Annotated in this window: 2 protein-coding genes; both read right to left on the bottom strand. The window is 65.6% G+C overall.

The window, feature by feature from the left end; genetic code table 11:
• Positions 1–16: 16 nt before the first annotated feature.
• Positions 17–1,126 carry a GTP-binding protein gene (locus tag EN991_RS33280; RefSeq protein WP_027162928.1) on the bottom strand — a complete coding sequence of 370 codons (1,110 nt, stop codon included), beginning with the start codon at positions 1,124–1,126 and terminating at the stop codon, positions 17–19.
• A 3-nt stretch (positions 1,127–1,129) separates the two neighbouring features.
• Positions 1,130–2,206, bottom strand: a 1,077-nt coding sequence (locus EN991_RS33275; RefSeq protein ID WP_164769560.1) for a D-alanyl-D-alanine carboxypeptidase family protein, incomplete at its 5' end; no start/stop codon positions are given.

The following is a 2,206-nucleotide window of genomic DNA, read 5'->3' as shown; positions in this document are numbered from 1 at the left end:
CCGTAATCGTTGGGGGCTACCGCCCGGCGATCGCCAGCGGATTGTTTTCCAGCGCCGCGCGGTCGGGCGTGTCAACCGACGGCCGGTCGGTGAAGGCGGCGAACAGCCTGCGGATATAATCTTCCGGCATGTCGAGCGTGATCAGCACCAGCCGCGTGCCACGCTGGCCATCCGGCCAGGACGGCAATTGCACCGGCGGATGCAGGATCTTCTGCACGCCATGGATCACCAGCGGCCGCGACGGGTCTTCCCTGAGCTCGATGACGCCCTTCATGCGCAGCAGGCGCTCGCCATGGGTCGAACGCAGCAGGTCGAGGAACATCTCGATCGCCGAAAACGGCACCGGGCCGTCATGCACCAGCGAATAGGAGCGCACGCGCTGATCGTGACGATGGCCGTGGTCATGGCCATGCTCGTGATCATGACCAGCATGATGGTGATGATCGTGCGCCGCTTCCTCGCCAAGCCAGCGCCGCACATCGGCGGATTTGGTTGCCGGGTTGTAGAGGCCGCAATCAAACAGCGCCGCCACGCCTGTCTCCGTGTCGCCGGCATCGAGCAGTTCGGCGCCCGGATTGATCTGCCGCAGGCGCGCCCGCAGCATTTCCAGCTCATTGGGGTCGGTGGCCAGATCGGCTTTGCTGAGCACGATGCGGTCGGCGACGGCAACCTGCTTTACCGCCTCGACATGGGCATCGAGCGTGGCGTTGCCGTTGACGGCATCGACCAAAGTGATGACGCCGTCGAGCCGGAAGGCCTGGATCAGCGCCGGATGCGCCATGATCGACTGCAGCACCGGCGCCGGGTCGGCAAGGCCGGTGGTTTCGACGATGACGCGGGCGAGCCGGGCAATGCGGCCGGTCTGCAGTCTGTCGACCAGGTCGGCCAGCGTATCGACCAGTTCGCCGCGCACCGTGCAGCACAGGCAGCCGTCCGACAGCTGGATGATGCCGTCGGAAGACTGCTCGACCAGCAAATGGTCGATCGCCACCTCGCCGAACTCGTTGATGATCACCGCGGTGTCGGCCAGCGCCGGATCCTTGAGCAGCCGGTTGAGCAGCGTCGTCTTGCCGGCGCCGAGGAAGCCGGTCAGCACCGAGACTGGGATCGGGAAGCCGCTGCCCATTGGCTAGTTCGCAACCTTGACCGGCTGGTCGCCCTGCGCGGCGGAGCCGGCAATCTTCGGGCCGGTGCCGGCCGGTGCCGGCCTGTCGGGCCGCCAGCTCGGGATCGGCACATCGGCAAATTCCTGCGCGCCCTGGTCGAGGATGGCCTTCGGCGCCGGACCGGTGGCGCCGCCAAGGCCGACGGCAACCAGCGTCGGCACATGGTCGAGCTTTTCCTGATAGGGTGATTTCGGCACGTTCTTGGCGGCGGCCGGCGGCGCCTCGGACTGCTCCTGCGGCGTCTTCTTCTTGCAGACCTCGTCCTGCATGTCGTTGGGTGAGACCGTGTCGCCATAGGGCGCCAGCGTGGTGACGGTGGCCGAGCCGGCGACAGGCGTGTCGAACCCCTGATCGAGCAGTTTTGCCGCCGTCTCGGCGCGGGTGACCGCCGACTTCTCGCCAAGCACAACCGCGACCAGCGTGCGCCCGTTGCGCGTCGCCGAACCGATCATGTTGAAGCCGGAGGGGCAGACAAAGCCGGTCTTCATGCCATCGGCACCGGGATAGCGGCCGATCAAGAGATTGTAGTTGGGGATCGCCTTCTTGCCGACGGCAAGGCCCTCGATCGAGAACCACGGCACATATTGCGGAAATTCGCGGCGGATCGCCATCACCAGCACGGCGAGGTCGCGCGCCGTCGTGTACTGATCCGGCGAATAGAGCCCGTTCGGATTGACGAAATGCGTGCCGTTCATGCCGAGCCGGGTCGCCTCGGCGTTCATCCGGTCGGCAAAGGCCGCCTGCGAACCGCCGACATTTTCGCCGACAGCCATGGCAATGTCGTTGGCCGATTTGACCAGCATCATCTTCAGCGCATTGTCGAGCCGCATCACCGAGCCCGGCTTGAAGCCCATCTTGCTTGGCGGCTCGGCGGCGGAGTGTTTGGTCACCTTGATCGGCGAATCGAGCTGTACCTCGCCGGCCGCGATCGCCCGAAAGGTGACGTAAGCGGTCATCAGCTTGCTCAGCGACGCCGGATACCAGCGCTTGAACGCATCCTGATGCTGCAGGATCTTGCCGCTGCCGAGGTCGAACACGAC

The sequence above is a fragment of the Mesorhizobium sp. M7A.F.Ca.US.005.03.2.1 genome, from assembly GCF_003997795.1.
Taxonomy (GTDB): Bacteria; Pseudomonadota; Alphaproteobacteria; order Rhizobiales; family Rhizobiaceae; genus Mesorhizobium; species Mesorhizobium ciceri.
This window is presented reverse-complemented; position numbering and strand designations above follow the sequence as displayed.

Coding starts and splice junctions, on each gene's coding strand:
- EN991_RS33280 (WP_027162928.1), bottom strand. CDS start 1,126: ATGGGCAGCGGCTTCCCGATCCCAGTCTCGGTGCTGACCGGCTTCCTC.